The 15,846-nt window shown below is 34.4% G+C and carries 14 protein-coding genes; 13 read left to right on the top strand and 1 reads right to left on the bottom strand.

Features of this window, described 5'->3' with window-relative positions; translation table 11 throughout:
• The first annotated feature begins 439 nt into the window (after positions 1-439).
• The 11 genes from ACTJIW_RS17985 (at position 440) to ACTJIW_RS17935 (ending at position 11,723) form a co-directional block, all read left to right on the top strand.
• Positions 440-1,033: a TetR/AcrR family transcriptional regulator gene (locus tag ACTJIW_RS17985; RefSeq protein WP_008467721.1), complete on the top strand. Its 594-nt coding sequence runs from the start codon at positions 440-442 to the stop codon at positions 1,031-1,033.
• Between the two features lie 245 nt (positions 1,034-1,278).
• Entirely contained in the window at positions 1,279-2,496 is a 1,218-nt protein-coding gene (locus ACTJIW_RS17980; protein WP_440715715.1) for an efflux RND transporter periplasmic adaptor subunit, read from the top strand.
• A gap of 12 nt (positions 2,497-2,508) precedes the next feature.
• Positions 2,509-5,673, top strand: coding sequence for an efflux RND transporter permease subunit (locus tag ACTJIW_RS17975; RefSeq protein WP_121360695.1), 3,165 nt, complete (start codon positions 2,509-2,511; stop codon positions 5,671-5,673).
• Positions 5,674-6,009: 336 nt separating this feature from the next.
• Entirely contained in the window at positions 6,010-7,428 is a 1,419-nt protein-coding gene (locus tag ACTJIW_RS17970) for a TolC family protein (protein WP_012026275.1), read from the top strand.
• Positions 7,429-7,707: 279 nt separating this feature from the next.
• Positions 7,708-8,169: a hypothetical protein gene (locus ACTJIW_RS17965; RefSeq protein WP_440715716.1), complete on the top strand. Its 462-nt coding sequence runs from the start codon at positions 7,708-7,710 to the stop codon at positions 8,167-8,169.
• Between the two features lie 346 nt (positions 8,170-8,515).
• Entirely contained in the window at positions 8,516-9,121 is a 606-nt protein-coding gene (locus ACTJIW_RS17960; protein ID WP_012026277.1) for a Crp/Fnr family transcriptional regulator, read from the top strand.
• A gap of 73 nt (positions 9,122-9,194) precedes the next feature.
• Positions 9,195-9,926 carry a GNAT family N-acetyltransferase gene (locus ACTJIW_RS17955; RefSeq protein ID WP_440715717.1) on the top strand — a complete coding sequence of 244 codons (732 nt, stop codon included), beginning with the start codon at positions 9,195-9,197 and terminating at the stop codon, positions 9,924-9,926.
• Between the two features lie 214 nt (positions 9,927-10,140).
• The gene (locus tag ACTJIW_RS17950) at positions 10,141-10,521 is read left to right on the top strand and encodes a DoxX family protein (RefSeq protein ID WP_440715718.1); all 381 of its coding nucleotides are present in this window, start codon (positions 10,141-10,143) and stop codon (positions 10,519-10,521) included.
• Between the two features lie 12 nt (positions 10,522-10,533).
• Positions 10,534-10,743, top strand: a complete 210-nt coding sequence (locus tag ACTJIW_RS17945; RefSeq protein WP_440715719.1) for a hypothetical protein — start codon at positions 10,534-10,536, stop codon at positions 10,741-10,743.
• A 77-nt stretch (positions 10,744-10,820) separates the two neighbouring features.
• Positions 10,821-11,195 carry a VOC family protein gene (locus ACTJIW_RS17940; RefSeq protein WP_121360691.1) on the top strand — a complete coding sequence of 125 codons (375 nt, stop codon included), beginning with the start codon at positions 10,821-10,823 and terminating at the stop codon, positions 11,193-11,195.
• Between the two features lie 108 nt (positions 11,196-11,303).
• The gene (locus ACTJIW_RS17935; protein ID WP_440715888.1) at positions 11,304-11,723 is read left to right on the top strand and encodes a DinB family protein; all 420 of its coding nucleotides are present in this window, start codon (positions 11,304-11,306) and stop codon (positions 11,721-11,723) included.
• A gap of 144 nt (positions 11,724-11,867) precedes the next feature.
• Here ACTJIW_RS17935 and ACTJIW_RS17930 read toward each other — a convergent pair whose 3' ends face one another.
• Positions 11,868-12,029: a DUF1328 domain-containing protein gene (locus ACTJIW_RS17930; protein WP_012026284.1), complete on the bottom strand. Its 162-nt coding sequence runs from the start codon at positions 12,027-12,029 to the stop codon at positions 11,868-11,870.
• Positions 12,030-12,298: 269 nt separating this feature from the next.
• On the opposite strand from ACTJIW_RS17930, the gene ACTJIW_RS17925 reads away from it, so the two are divergent.
• Entirely contained in the window at positions 12,299-13,378 is a 1,080-nt protein-coding gene (locus ACTJIW_RS17925; protein WP_440715720.1) for a pesticidal protein Cry7Aa, read from the top strand.
• Positions 13,359-15,629: a glycosyltransferase gene (locus tag ACTJIW_RS17920; RefSeq protein ID WP_440715721.1), complete on the top strand. Its 2,271-nt coding sequence runs from the start codon at positions 13,359-13,361 to the stop codon at positions 15,627-15,629. Before ACTJIW_RS17925 ends, ACTJIW_RS17920 begins: the two co-directional genes overlap by 20 nt.
• The last annotated feature ends 217 nt before the right edge of the window (positions 15,630-15,846 follow it).

Here is a 15,846-nt window from a genome sequence, read left to right as displayed (position 1 = left end):
TATCCATAAACCTATAAATATTTCATTCCTCCGGAATTTTGCGGGATGTGAATTTTGAGCTTTATTTATTTGTGAAATTCCAATCTTTGTCGATTTGCGCGTGTGATACTTTGTTACTCAGGATGACAAACTGCGAGTTGAAAATCTAATGAAAAAAACACACGTTCTCTCCTAGCCCCGATCGAAATGACATCTTTTTGTGGTGGGGTTCACCACAAAAAATATAATGCAGAGCGGGACAAATGGTCCTGAAACCGAAAAAAGTTCTGCTTCTTAAAAAAATCACATCACTACAAATCTCAATAAAATAAAGGCTTTGCAAAGAATTTCAAAAACGCTTATTGCACGATAAGAAAATATTATGATAAAAATATTTTGAAATTCGAAAATCCGCCATACATTTGCCTAACAGTGTTAAACGATTTAATACTTGAATACAATGGCTAGCAAAGATCGAATTTTAAGACAAAAAGAAGAGACAAGGAACAATATCCTTGGCGCTGCTTATGATATCGTAAAAGATGAAGGCTGGAATGGTTTGAGTATGCGTAAAATTGCCGACAGAATCGAATATACCGCTCCTATTATTTATGAATATTTCTCGAATAAGGAAGCAATATTAGAAGAACTGACAGGCAAAGGTTTTATTAAACTGGCAAAAGAGTTACAGACTGCAAAAGACAAGTTTGAAAAACCCGAAGATCAGTTAGAAGCCATGTGGATGACTTATTGGGATTTCGCTTTTACTAATACTGAAATGTATCAACTTATGTTTGGTGTTCAAATGACCTGCTGTGCACAGCGATGTTCGGCTCAGGAAGCACCTTACAAATTGTTTACTGGTGTTATTGCTGAAATTATGAAAGACAGCAATCCTAGTGAAGATATCATTAAACAAAAATATTTTACTTTCTTTTCTGTTATTCATGGTTTAATCGCCATTAACATCATTAACAAAAGTGATATTTTAGAAACAATAAATGCCCAGATTTTGAAGGATGCTATTACTGGTATCATCAAATCTATACAATAAAAAAATTTTCAATTTTACTTAACAGTGTAAAATGATTTACGGGATAATATAAAATCCTTTTTTTTATAACTTTCGCTTAACACTGTTAGAAAATTTAATAAAGGTAATAAAAGCTCTTTTTTTAGACTTTTACTTAACATCGTTAGATAATTTAATACTGATTCGAAATAGAATTGGAAAGGCTTACTGTATGGAAATTTGTGCACTTTTACTTAACAACGTTAGATAATTTAATTCAATTAAATATGAATCCCGAGAATGCCAGAATACCAAAGAATTTTATCCGAGAAAATGTTCAACCAATTAAAACCACTATGAAAATGAAAAATGTAATTATAACCAGTTTTATTCTGGCCTTAGTATTAAGCAGCTGTGGCGACAAAAATCAAGCGCCTACTGCCCCGCCGCCACCGGTTTTACCAGTTTTAGCAATCACAAGTGCCAATACAACTACTGATGCTGAATATCCTGCTTCTATACAAGGAACTGTTGATGTTGAAATTCGTCCACAAGTAAGCGGAAACCTAGACAGAATTTATGTTGACGAAGGTGCTTATGTAAGTAAAGGACAGACTTTATTCAAAATCAATGAGCGTCCGTTTCGTGAGCAGTTAAACAATGCTTTAGCAAGTCTACACGCAGCAGAAGCAGCTTTAATCAACGCTAATTTAGAAGTTGATAAACTAACTCCGCTAGTGCAAAACAAAGTAGTTTCTGATTATCAGTTAAAAACAGCTAAAGCTTCTCAAAAAATTGCTGCTGCTAATATCGAGCAGGCAAAAGCAATGGTAGGTTCTGCTAAAATTAATTTAGGATATACTAACGTAACAGCTCCTGTGAGCGGCTACATTGGCAGATTACCTAAAAAACAAGGAAGTTTAGTTTCTGCTTCTGATGTTGAAGCACTTACTACTTTATCAGACGTTCACGAAGTATTTGCTTATTTCTCTTTGGGTGAAACTGATTTCATCAACTTTAAAGAGCAATACAAAGGAAGTTCTCTTGGTGATAAAATCAAAAAATTACCTCCGGTTACTTTGATCTTGGCTGATAACAATGCTTATCCGCAAACAGGAAAAATAGATATGGTTGACGGTCAGTTTGATAAAACTACAGGAGCAATCACGATTAGAGCAACATTCCCAAATGCAAACGGAACATTACGTTCTGGAAACACAGGAAGAATCCGTTTAGGATTACAGCACGACGATGCGATTTTAGTACCACAGTCGGCTACAGTTGAAATGCAGGACAAAGTATTTGTTTTCACTGTAGGCAAAGACAACAAAGTAACCAAAATGCCTATCACAGTTGTGGGTAAAAGCGGTACCAATTATTTAATTAAAGAAGGTGTAAAAACGGGTGACCAAATCGTGTTAAGCGGTATTGACAAACTTCAGGATGGTCAAGCGATTCAGCCTGAAAAATCAACTAAAGTTGCCGAAGTAACTAATAAAAAATAATTCTAAAACACAATGTTCAAAATATTTATACAAAGACCTGTACTGGCAACCGTAATTTCCATTTTATTGGTAATTCTGGGGGTATTGGGTTTAACTAAACTGCCTTTACAACAGTTTCCTGATATTGCGCCTCCATCGGTTTTGGTAACGGCGGTATATCCGGGAGCCAACGCAGAAACGGTTTTACGTTCTGTGGCACCTTCTATCGAAGAATCTATAAATGGTGTAGAAAACATGACTTACATGAGTTCTACAGCCAGTAACGACGGTACTTTAGCAATTACAGTTTTCTTTAAACTGGGTACAGATGCCGATCAGGCTGCGGTAAACGTACAAAACCGTGTTGCACAGGCAACCAGCCAGCTTCCTGCGGAGGTTGTACAGCAAGGTATTGTTACGGCGAAACAACAAAACAGTTTCATCATGGCAATTGGTATGTACACTGATGATGAAGCAAAATACGACCAGACATTTGTTGCCAACTATGCACAGATTAATATTATTCCAGAATTAAAACGTATTCCGGGTGTAGGTTCTGCCAGTATTTTTGGTGGTGTAAAAGATTACTCAATGCGTGTTTGGTTAAATCCAACACAAATGTCAACTTATAAAGTGACTCCCAGCGAAGTTATGGGAGCGATTCAGGACAAAAGTTTGGAAGCTGCTCCGGGTAAATTTGGAGAGCGAAGCAAAGAAGTTTTTGAATACGTTATTAAATACAAAGGGAAATTAACTAAACCAGAGGATTATGAAAATATTGCTATACGTTCTAATGCAGATGGTTCAGTACTTCGCTTAAAAGATGTAGCGAGAGTTGAATTGGGTGCTTACTCTTACAACAGTTTAACTCGTTTAAATGGTAAAAAAGGAATTGTAATTGGGGTTATCCAGTTAGCTGGATCTAACTCAAATGATATTCAGATTGCCATTAATAAAATGATGGAAAAGGCTTCTAAAGATTTTCCAAAAGGCATAAAACACAATATTTTCTATAGTACAAAAGTATCTCTTGACCAATCTATCGAACAGGTGGAGCATACATTACTAGAAGCTTTTATACTGGTATTTATTGTGGTATTTATCTTCTTGCAAGATTTTAGATCAACATTAATCCCGGCTATTGCTGTACCTGTAGCAATTTTAGGAACGTTCTTCTTCATGCAGTTATTCGGATTTTCGATCAACCTTTTAACGCTTTTCGCATTAATTCTGGCGATTGGTATTGTGGTCGATGATGCCATTGTGGTAGTCGAAGCGGTGCATGCGAAAATGGAGCATAAACGTTTGTCTCCAAAAATCGCAACCCATGAAGCAATGCACGAAATAACGGGTGCTATTATCTCGATTACGCTGGTAATGGCTGCTGTATTCCTGCCGGTTGGTTTTATGGAAGGCTCAACAGGAGTTTTCTATCGTCAGTTTGCCTTTACTATGGCAATTGCAATTGTAATTTCGGCAGTAAATGCCTTAACATTGAGTCCGGCGCTTGCAGCATTATTTTTAAAAGATAATCACGGAGCACACGATCACAATGAACCTTATCAGAAAAAAGGATTTAAAGAGAAATTCTTTACCGCTTTTAACAGCAGTTTTGAATCGTTGACAAACCGTTACACAGGCGGACTTAAATTCTTAATTAGAAGAAAATGGTTGAGTTTAGGCGGATTGGCTTTAATTACATTGGCAACAGTGGTAATGGTAAAAACAACTCCTCAAGGGTTTATTCCAACAGAAGATCAAGGATTTATTGCGATTGCAGTAAATACGCCATCTGGAACATCATTAGACGGAACTCAAAAAGTAATGACTGAAGCTGAGAATACTTTAAAAGCATTAGACGCTTCTCGATTTGTAACCGCAATTTCAGGTTTCAACTTATTGACCAACTCTACAAGTCCATCTTCTGCGGTTGTATTCGTATTGCTTAAACCAAACGAAGAACGCGGCGAAGTAAAAAACATCGACGAAATCATGAATCAGGTTCGCGGTAAACTGGGCGCTATTTCTGGCGGAAGTTTCTTCGTATTCAGTTTCCCAACCGTTCCCGGATTTAGTAACGTTGAGGCTTTAGATTTAGTTCTTCAGGATAAAACGGGAGGAAAACTGGATAAGTTTAGTGGAATCTCTCAAAACTTTATCGGCGAATTAATGAAACGTCCGGAAATTGCTGTTGCCTTTACTTCTTTCAAAGCTGATTATCCTCAGTTGCAATTAGAGGTTAACGATGAAAAAGCAAATCAATTGGGTGTTAATGTAAAAGACATTTTACAAACCATGCAGGCTTACTTTGGTAGTGCACAGGCATCTGACTTTAACCGATTTGGTAAATATTACCGTGTGGTTGTTCAGGCCGATATCGAAGACAGAGCAGATCCAACAGCAATTGACAGAGTTTTTGTAAAAAACAAAACAGGCGAAATGGTGCCAATAAATACATTAGTTAAACTGACTCGTATTTATGGTTCTGAAACCGCTTCCAGATATAATTTATTTAACTCAATTTCTATTAATGCCATTCCAAAACCTGGATTTAGTTCCGGAGATGCCATTAAAGCAATTGAAGAAGTAGCAGCACAACAATTACCTGCAGGTTACGGGTTTGAATTCTCGGGCCAGACTCGTGAGGAGATTTCGTCAGGAGGGCAATCGGCAACCATATTCTTACTGTGTTTGATATTCATTTATTTCTTACTTGCCGCACAGTACGAAAGTTACATTTTGCCTCTTGCAGTAATCTTGTCAATCCCTGCAGGTATTTTTGGAGTATTCGTTGCTATTGGTTTAACTGGAATTGAAAACAACATTTACGTACAAGTTGCTCTTGTCATGCTTATCGGGCTTCTCGCCAAAAATGCCATCTTGATTGTGGAATTTGCGGCGCAGCGAAGAAGATCAGGACAAGGTTTAGTAGCAGCTTCAATCATGGCAGCAAAATTACGTTTGCGACCAATTATCATGACGTCTCTTGCTTTTGTGGTAGGTTTAGTGCCAATGATGAGTGCCAAAGGTCCATCAGCACAAGGTAACCACTCCATCAGTATCGGGGCAGCTGGAGGGATGCTTTCTGGAGTAATTCTTGGATTGTTTATCATTCCTGTTTTATTCATCATCTTCCAGCATTTACAAGAAAAAGTGAGCGGAAAACCAATCGCTGTAATTCATAACGAAGAAAAATAATAAATGGAAAACTATATAACAACCATTCTTGTCGCCATCATATTTGGCATCGGATATATATCGTACAGAATCTCAAGAGATCTGGAAACCAGAAAAGATACTTGTACAGAAATTTAACCCTTTGGGATGAAAAAATATTTTAACACATAGAAACATAGTCCCGATAGCTATCGGGATTGTCTTGAAAAAAGAGAATAAAAGAAACCAGTTTCCACACATAGAAAACTATGTGTATTTAAAATAAGTGAAACGCCTTTTTTAAATCCTCAAAAAACTATGTTTCTATGTGTTTAAAAAACTAAACCCAACGGATAAAAAAATTTAATAAAAAACTAAATGAAAAATCATATAACCAAAATCGTGACCTTCGCCATTCTGATCACGACTTTAATATCCTGTAAAGTCTCAAAGGATATTGAAACTCCAAAAGATGCATTTCCTGAGAATTTCAGGAATGCATCGGTTTCGAGTGATACAACCAGTATTGCCGATGTGGAGTGGAAAAATTTCTTTACAGAAAAAGATATTATAAAATTAATTGACAGCGCCGTTGCAAGAAACAACGACCTTCAGATTGCCGAAAAGAACATCGAAATTGCCCAATACCGTTTTACACAGTCAAAATGGGGAAATGTGCCTCAGGTTAACTTGTTTGTAAACGCAAGTACAAGCAATCCATCTGATAATAGTTTTACGGGATTGAACTTAAATCAGGCAATTGGTGCTAAACATATTGACGACTATTCTGCTGGAGCTTCTCTTTCTTGGGAAGCTGATATTTGGGGAAAGATCAGAAACCAAAAGAAAGGGGCTTACGCAGGATATCTTCAGTCTGAAGAAGTAAAAAAAGCATTGCAGACTAATATTGTTGCCAATGTTTCAAGAGGATATTATAATCTTTTGATGCTGGACGCACAATTGGATATTGCAAGACAAAACCTTCGTTTAAACGATAGTACAACCAATATTATCAAATTAAAATACGACGCAGGTCAGGTAACTACTTTGGCGATTCAACAATCGGAAGCACAGAAATTAAACTCAGCGCAATTGATTCCGTTATTGGAACAAAACATTGCGATTCAGGAAAATGCTTTGAGTGTTTTAACTGGTTCTTTTCCAAATTCAAAAGAAAGATCTACTCAATTAAGTGCGATTGAAGTAAAACACAATACAGCAATTGGAGTTCCATCTGCCTTAGTAAGCAGAAGACCTGATGTAAAAAGTGCCGAATTGGCACTAAAAGCTGCCAACGCAAATGTCGGTATCACGAAAGCGGATTTATACCCAGCTCTCAGAATTACGGCTCAAGGCGGCGTAAACTCTTTCGAAACCAGTAATTGGTTCAACATTCCGGCTTCATTGTTTGGAACAGTTGCAGGTGGATTAACGCAGCCTCTTTTAAATAACAAAAGAGTAAGAACGCAATATAATATCGCTGTCGCAGAAAGAGAAAAAGCAGTTTTAAGTTTTAGACAATCTGTTTTGGTTGCTGTAAGCGAAGTTTCTGATGCTTTAGTTAAAGTAGAGAAATTACAACAGCAGGAAACTTTCTTAAAAGAAAAAGTAAAAACGCTGCAGCAAGCGATTAAAAATGCAAACCTTTTATTTAAAAATGGTATGGCAGAATATCTTGAAGTTTTAACGGCACAGGCAAATTTATTGCAAAGCGAACTAGAACTTGCTGATATCAAAAGACAACAACTTACAGCCAATACAGATTTGTACCGCGCTCTTGGCGGAGGCTGGAAATAATACCCGTTACATTACCCGTTAATTATTTATTTTTTGAGATGAAAACGCTGTGAGACCTTTGGGTTTCATGGCGTTTTTTAGTTTAATTTAACCGAAGAACGCAAGTTTTTTTGCCGCAGATTTCACAGATTAAAAAGATTTTTATGTTATTATGCTGAGCGATTATATTCAAAGATTTGATTTTTGTGAAAGAGTTTCGCATTAAGATTTTTCCTTCGTTTAAATGATAAACCTAGACTTATTTTGTTACTTTTGAATCCCATAATTAAAATTAAAAAAATGAAGAAAATAGCATGTATTGCGCTTTTAGCTTTACTATTTACAAATTGCAAGCAAAGCAATAATGAAGAATCAAAACCTATTGAAAAACCAGCAGATACAATTGCAGTTGTAAAAACAGAAAAAATAGAAAAAAAGACTGAGCCAAAAGAAGACTGCAAAGATATCGAAGTAGAAATGGGAGACGGCAGAGAATGTATTTTACAGGATACTGATCTGGATAAAGTTTATCAAAATATTATTAAAAACAAAGAAGTCGAAGAATCAAATTACTTTTTAAGTACGATTCCAAATGAAAACAAATCTGTTGAAATAAATCAAAACGGCTTAATTTCAATTGATTATCAAATTACAAAAAATAAAGTTGCTATTTCTATGAATTATGAAGGCGGTGTAACTGAAGTAACTCTTGAAAAAATAAACAATACTGTTAAAAGAAGTATCTATCATTATGCTGATTAAGCACCGATACAAATAATTAGAATTTAAAACCGCTGGAAGCTCTTAGTTTTTAGCGGTTTTTAAATTTTTGCTGCCAAGGCGCTAAGGCTCGAAGTATTTTTAAGTCTCTCGCAGATTATGCAGATTGTTCAGATTTATTCTCATTTTTGTCATTTCGACGAAGGAGAAATCTCCACAAGTAGCTCCGCAACGAGAATCAATCTTTGTAGAGTTTCTCGCGAAGATTTCTCCTTCGTCGAAATGACAAAATTGCGCTTATTTCTTTATTTTTGAATAGTAAATCTAGTGCATTAAAATAAAAAAAACTTTGTGCCTTAGCGCCTTTGTGCCAAAACCAAACCAATCTATGACTTTCAACAAAGAAACATACCTCAACAATCTAAAATTATATTTCGAAAGTTACGCTCCTATCTCTGAAAAGTCTTGGAATTTGATTGAAAGCTTGACACATTTCCAGACAATCAAAAAAGGAGAAATACTACTAGAAAATGGAGAAATCTGCAAAAATCTTTATTTTATTGCCAAAGGAATTTTACGAACTTTTATTACTGACGAACAAGGAAATTTCTATAACAAAAATCTTTTTCTCGAAAACAAACTTGCATGCTCTAAAGTTTCATCAATATTGCAAACTCCTTCTAACTTTACAATTGAAGCTTTAGAAGATTGCATTTTAATCAATCTTAATTATCAAAAATATATTCAGTTGATTAGCGAAAATGACGATCTCAAAACATTTTATATAGCATACTTAGAACAAAATTGGATAATCGAAAAAGAACAAAGAGAAGTGGCGTTGGTTATGCAGAACGCGACCGAAAGATATGTTAATCTTTTGGAGAAACATCCCACTATTGCTGATCGCGTTCCGTTACTGCATATTGCTTCACACTTGGGTATTACGCCCACACAGTTAAGCCGAATTAGAAAAAGTTTAGAAAAAGATTTGTAAATCAACATATGTAAAGGCTTTTCTGAAAAACTCAATTTACCTTTGTCAGTATAATTCAAACTCGTCATTTACAATGAACTCTATAAACCTCATCAAAGACAATATTGACAACTTAACCACTCTTTGGAAAACCGTTGCATCTCCTCTCCTTTCCTATCATAAAAACGACCCTTTTGAAGTTTCACAGATCAAAAACTCAGGCTGGCCAAATAGATTATGGTTTCGAGAAGATATTACCGAAGAAAACTTTCTGCAGATTCAGGAAATCATGGAAAAAAAACCAGGCTTGGTTATTCCGTACTGGGATATTTTTGGAAGCAGTTCTAAAGAAATTTTTGAAAAAAACGGCTTTCATATCCGAATCCAGCTGGTTGCAATGGTTTTAAAACTTGGAGAAAAATTTCCTCTTCAAAACAATCTCACTTTTAAAAGAGTTTTAAATGAAGAAGATGCCAAAACCTGGTCAGATATTTATCCGCTTTCTTTCAGCTATGTAATCAGTAAAGAAACTTTGGTTCATAATTATGAAAATGTGAAGTTTTATTTAGTTCATTTTGAAGGAAAAGCGATTGGAACGCTGACACTTTTTCAAACTGAAAAAACAATGGGAATTCACGGTGTCGGCGTTATTCCTGAAATGCGCAAAAGAGGTTTTGCTGAAGAAATTATGAAATTTGCCATCAACGAGGCAATTGATGCCAATTGTAAATATGCACAATTACAAGCTTCTGCTTTAGGAAAAGGCATTTATACCAGATTAGGTTTCGAGGATTTGTTTACGATTACGAATTACCAGCTTACATAAATTTCAAATATCATTTTTTTGCATTTTTTGTCAGGATGACAAACTATATGGTTATACTAAATAAAAAATCTAACTTCTAAAATCTAACTTCTAAAATCTAAAATCAAGAAATGTCTCAAATGCCCCTAAAATAGTCGGAAATAGCTGTTTCATGAAAAAATAAGAATAGTACATTTGTAATACATTAACTGATAACTATTTAAAAATAAACCACATGAAAAAAGCAAAAATTATTTTTTGGATTACGACTACTATTATTTTTCTATTCGAAGGTGTTATGCCGGCTTTGACATCACAAACAGAATTGGCCAAAGAAGGAATCAAACATTTAGGTTATCCTGAATATTTTGGAAATGCCCTTGTAATTTTCAAAATTCTGGGTGTTTTAGTTTTAGTTATTCCATCAGTTCCTAAAAATGTAAAAGAATGGGCGTATGCCGGATTTGGTTTTGATTTTATATTTGCTTCAATCAGTCATTTTGCGGTAGACGGAATCAATTTTCAAAGTTTCTTCCCCTTAATCTTTTTAGTGATTCTGGCAATTTCTTATATCTATTATCATAAAATAGAGCGATACAAAAATATCGCTTTGTAAAAACTGCAAACGATGATAGAAGTTTTCAAAACAAATGTTCAGGAAGTCGAAGAATCTATAATGATTATAGGGAAACTTCTTGAACATTTCCCTAACAGTGCGATAAATTTTGACCTTGAAGACTGCGATAAGATCCTGCGTGTTCATGGTGCTTCTATTTCAAATCCTAAAATAATCGAACTTCTAAATTCGTACGGTTTTCATTGTGAAGCACTTTTATAAATCATAATTTACTGATTTACAAAATTTTAAAATAAAAAATCGTAATTTTAAAATCCTAAATTTTAAAATATCTCAACATGAATATTCCTGCAGAACATCAAACCATAATGCCGTATTTGATTTTACAAGGCGCATCAAAATTTATCGACTTTACCAAAAAAGTTTTTGGAGCTTCAGAAACCAATACAAAATCTGTACGTGAAGATGGAACTATTATACATGCTGAAATTACTTTAAACGGAAGCACAATAATGATTACAGATGTAATACCCGACTGGTCAAAACAAACTTCACACTTATTTGTTTATGTTCCCAATGCTGATGAAACTTATAAAAAAGCAATTGAAAACGGAGCAAGTTCTTTAATGGGATTAAGCAATAAGGAGTATGGCAGAACCTGCGGTGTAACAGATCCGTTTGGAAATGTATGGTGGATAACATCTGTACAATAACAATTTAAAAAGCAATGATATGAATACAAATGTTCAAAAAGATATTGTTGAAACATATAAAAATTAAATGATACGCTTTCTAAATTTTCTGAAAGTGAATTAAATCTCATTCCCTATCAAGGAAGCTGGACAGCCGGACAGGTCGTACAGCATATTATTCTGGCTTGTTCAGGATTTCCGGAATTATTTGCGGGAAATACCGAAAAAACAACCCGCAAACCCGACGAAAAAATCAAAGATATTGACGGCCTCTTTTTAAACTTCAATATAAAAATGGACGCTCCTGTTTTTCTTCAGCCTGAAAAAAAAGAATACAGCAAAAATGCTTTGAATATGAAATTGCTCAAAATTGAATCAGAATTGCTAGACTCGGCATCAAAATATGATTTAACGCTTACTTGTCTTGATTTTCAGGTTCCAGGTTTTGATAAATTTACAATGTACGAATGGATTGATTTTGCTTTAGTACATACACAAAGGCATACACATCAGTTAAACAATATTTTTCAGTATATAACCAAACTCTAAATAATGAAATCAAAATCTAAAACTATTTTATATTCTGGTTTTCTATCCGGTACCTTAGATATTCTGAAAAGACATTAAAAAAAGCGAAATCAAACTTCAATAGTTAATTTCGCTTTTTTATTTTTTTAGATTAAAACCTAAATCTTAAACTCTGCTTCTTCCGCTTATTAATGAAATAACAAATAAAACCAAGAATATAAAGAATAAGATTTTTGCGATACTGGCGGCTCCGGCGGCAATTCCTCCAAAACCAAAAATTCCCGCTACTATAGCTAGAATTATAAATGTGACTGTCCAACGTAACATAATATTCAATTTTAAGTTAAAAAATAGGACTTTTTACAAGTCTGATTTGTTTGTATCTCAAAGTTCCTGTTTACTTACAAAAACAATTAACTCAAATGCTATATTTTTTAGCGCAATCAACTACAAATCATAATTTTATCACGACTTTTTAGAATTTCAGTTTCAACCTTATACAATTCCCATGTAAATGCTTTAGAGTTAATTTTTTGATCGATTGAGTTAATCGCCCCTCTGTTCCCAAGGTAATTTTAACCTATAGAAATTTAGATATGGAAGCAGTAACGACTCAAAACACTTTAGCGACAAAACTGGGTGTTATTTTAGAGAAAACAGACCGGTCTTTTGAGGAATTAGGTGTTTTAAATCCTGCCATATATCAAGATGGAAACAGCGTTCATATGTTTTACAGAGCTGCAAAAAGAGGAAATTTTTCAACCATTGGATATTGCAGATTCGAGGGGCCGACAACGTTAGTTGAACGTCGCACTGAACCCATTTTTGTACCGGAATACATTTATGAAATTCACGGTGTAGAAGATCCCCGAATTACCAAAATTGATGATAAGTATTATATGACTTATGTTACTTACGATGGAATAAATGCCTGCGGAGCTGTAGCAGTATCAAAAGATTTGACATCGTTTAAAAAGAAAGGAATTATAACTCCAAAATTCATTTTACACGAGTTCACCAATTTGATCCGCAAACATTTACAAAATCCAAGTGTTGCAAGTATACTGGCTTTTAATACTGCTCGAAATTATCCTTTGAGCGAAACAATAAAGGAAAATTTATTAGTGTGGGACAAAAACGTTGTTCTATTTCCTAAAAAAATAAACGGAAAATTTGTGGCTTTACACCGCTTATTTCCTTCAATTCAAATCGTTTCATTTGAAAAGAAAAAAGACCTGACGGTAGATTTTTGGAAAGATTATCTTAAAAACCTGCCTGATTATATTGTAATGGAGCCCAAATTTGAACACGAAACAAGTCATATTGGACCAGGCGCTCCGCCAATTGAAACAAAAGATGGATGGCTGTTGATTTATCACGCTGCCGAAAGACGCGAAAAAGGTCTTGTTTATCATGCCTGTGCCGCTTTATTAGATCTAAATGATCCCAGTAAAGTGATTGGAAGATTAACAAAACCAATTATAACGCCATCAGAATATTACGAAAGACATGGTTATATAAATTATGTGGTTTTTCCAACTGGAACTGCCATTTTTGATGACCAATTATATATTTATTATGGTGCCGCCGATGATAAGATTGCGGTGGCTTCTCTGAACCTAAACGACTTATTAACCGAATTAAAATTGAACTCCCATGAAGAAGATATCAAATAAATCGAAAATTGTTTTTCTTTCTACATTTCCGCCAACGCAATGCGGAATCGCAACTTATACTCAAGATACCATTAAAGGAATTACCAGTGTTTTTGGTAAATCGATAACTTGTGAAATTTGTGAATTGGTCGATAAGCCAAAAGCAAACCCAACACAAGCCTTTACATTAAATACAAAAGACAGAGCAGAATATACAAAAGTTGCCGAAGAAATCAATAAAGATAAGAGTGTAAAATTAGTTCACATTCAGCATGAATTTGGTTTATTTGGAGGGAATTACGGAGATCATTTGCTAGACTTTTTAAATACGGTAAAAAAACCGGTTACTTATACTTTTCACAGCGTTATTCCTAATCCAAATGAGGAATTAAAAACCTTTGTAAAATTACTTTTAAGCTACAGCAATTCTGTTTTTGTAATGACTAACCAGTCAAAAGAAATTTTGATAAAAGACTACGATGTTAATGAAGAAATAATTACTTGTGTACAACACGGAACTCATATTGTAATCTATGAAACTCCGGAACAGGCAAAAGCTAAATTCGATATTCAAAACAAAATTGTATTATCAACTTTTGGACTTTTGGGCGAAGGAAAAAACATCGAAACCGGTTTACAGGCTTTGGCAAAAATTGTCAAAAAAGAACCAGATGTATTGTACCTGATTATTGGCAAAACGCATCCAAATTTAATTAAAGACGGTGTTGATGTTTATCGCGATAAATTGGAAGCACTTGTTGATGAATTAGATTTACGCAAAAATGTCCGTTTCATCAATCAATATTTAGATACTGAGGAACTTTTAGAATATTTAAAAGCTACTGATATTTATTTATTTACATCAAAAGATCCAAACCAGGCTGTAAGCGGCACTTTTGCTTATGCTATGAGCTGTGCATGTCCAATGGTGGCATCAAAAATTCCGCATACAAGAGAAGTTTTAACCGAAGACTGCGGTGTGTTAGTTGATATAGGGGATGTCGATCAATTTGCAGAAGAAACATTAAAATTAATTGCCGACGAAAATTTAAGACATGAAATGGGAATTCAGGCTTTTACCAAAATGAGAGCTTCATCTTGGGAAAATGCCGCATTAACTCACATGAATACTTATAAAAAACTAATTGAAAATCCAGCTGATATTAAATACAGCTATCCGGATATTCAATTAAGACATATCAAAAAATTAACTACAGATCTTGGTATTATCCAGTTTAGTAAAATCTCGGTTCCAGATTTGGAATCAGGATATACTTTAGATGATAATGCACGTGCTTTGATTGCGTTTTGTATGCATTACAAATTAACAAGAGACAAAGACGATCTTCCTTATATTTTAATTTATCTAGATTTTATTGAAAGATGCCAGAAACCAAAAGGAAACTTCATTAATTATGTGGATCAGGAATATCGTGAACACGTTGAGCAAAATGCCGAAGTAAATCTTGAAGATTCTAATGCAAGAGCAATTTGGGCTTTGGGTACTGTTGTAGCAAATGCTGATATTCTTCCTGAAAATATTTCTAAAAAAGCATCAAAATGTTTTCTTAACTCATTAAAATGGGCCGAAAATATTCAGTCGCCTCGTTCTATTGGTTTCGCTACAAAAGGTTTGTATCTGTATCACAATGCCATTCCAAACTTATATGTTGCGGCCATTATCAACAAGCTGAATGCTAAACTGCTGGCAAATTATGAAGACACAGCTTCTGAAGACTGGCAATGGTTTGAAAACTATTTAACATACGGAAACGGTATTCTGCCAGAATCAATGTTATATGCTTATTTAGTAACCAATAAACCGGTTTACAAAAAAGTTGCACTAGATTCATTAGATTTCTTAATGTCTAAAACTTTTATCGATGGTAATTTCAAAGCCATTTCAAACCAAAGCTGGTATCATAAAGGTTCTGAACCACAAGAATATGGAGAACAGCCAATTGATGTTACCTATACAATTCAGACTTTAAATGCTTTTTACCAAGCCTTTAAAACTCCGGAATATAAAAAGAAAATGAAAACTGCGTTTAACTGGTTCTTAGGAAAAAATCATTTAAATCAAATTATGTACAATCCGGTAAGCGGAGGCGGTTACGATGGTCTTGAAAAAGAAAACGTAAACTTAAATCAGGGAGCAGAATCAACTGTCTGCTATTTGACCGCAAGATTATTAATGGAAAAATTTGCGCTTTCAGAGTCTAAAGTTATTCCCTTAATAAAGTCAAGAACCGGTATTGCTATAAATTTATAAAGAAATTCTAATTATAGAAAAATTTCAAATTCGAAATTGCAATTTGAAATTTTTAAAAGCAATAGACTGACCAAAATTCTATTAAACCCGGAAAATCCCTTTCTTAATGAAAGGGATTTTTTGTTAGAAAAAAACGCAAACGCAAATGTTCTCTAAATATTGTGATTTGATGAAAATTATATAAGGCTCAAAAAAAGTTCTGTAAAGTTTTTTAACA

It is taken from the genome of Flavobacterium sp. 22659, from assembly GCF_052044235.1.
Lineage (GTDB): Bacteria > Bacteroidota > Bacteroidia > Flavobacteriales > Flavobacteriaceae > Flavobacterium > Flavobacterium johnsoniae.
This window is presented reverse-complemented; position numbering and strand designations above follow the sequence as displayed.